Source organism: Moraxella sp. (assembly GCF_024227015.1).
GTDB lineage: Bacteria > Pseudomonadota > Gammaproteobacteria > Pseudomonadales > Moraxellaceae > Moraxella.
Genome location: NZ_JAAELD010000025.1, coordinates 1 through 520 on the forward strand (window position 1 = coordinate 1; position 520 = coordinate 520).

Below are 520 nucleotides of genomic sequence, written 5' to 3' on the forward strand. Positions count from 1 at the left end.
CAATGGCTGGGGATGAATCATGAAAAATACGCTTACCACCAAACATTGATGAATTAAACATCTAGCCAGGATATTTCACGAATTGCTAGGCCCTTGGTTTACGGCATGGTAGCCATCCTCGCAAAGTTTCCCAGCGCTTTCTCTATTTTTTTTATAATTTCGTCGCATTCTTTTATGCTGTGGCGATGTGCCAGGTATTTAGGGTCATTATAGGATAGCCATACTTGGCCCGCTTCATCTTGCCAGATGAGAGCTTTTTGGGGCAGATCGATGGCAACGCCTTGGCCACACTGCATCAGTGGTGTGCCCACCTTAGGATTGCCAAAGATAATCAATTCGGTCGGGCGTAGCTTTTTCCCAACCTTTTGCGCTCCTTCTGCATGATTGATTCTAGCAAACACCGTCATGCCTTTCATTTTCAAGGTCTTCTCAAGGCGGTCAGCTGTAACTCTCACATCGTGAGAGCTTTTTATGCTGACGAGGCCATTATCAGCGATGGCCAACGAAGAGAAGAAGAGAA

Annotated in this window: 1 protein-coding gene; it reads right to left on the reverse strand. The window is 46.0% G+C overall.

Translation table 11 applies throughout. The features are described 5' to 3' along the window. Positions 1 to 98 precede the first annotated feature (98 nt). Positions 99 to 520 (reverse strand): DUF302 domain-containing protein (locus GY683_RS00540; protein ID WP_297286896.1); only part of this gene is annotated, 422 nt, incomplete at its 5' end.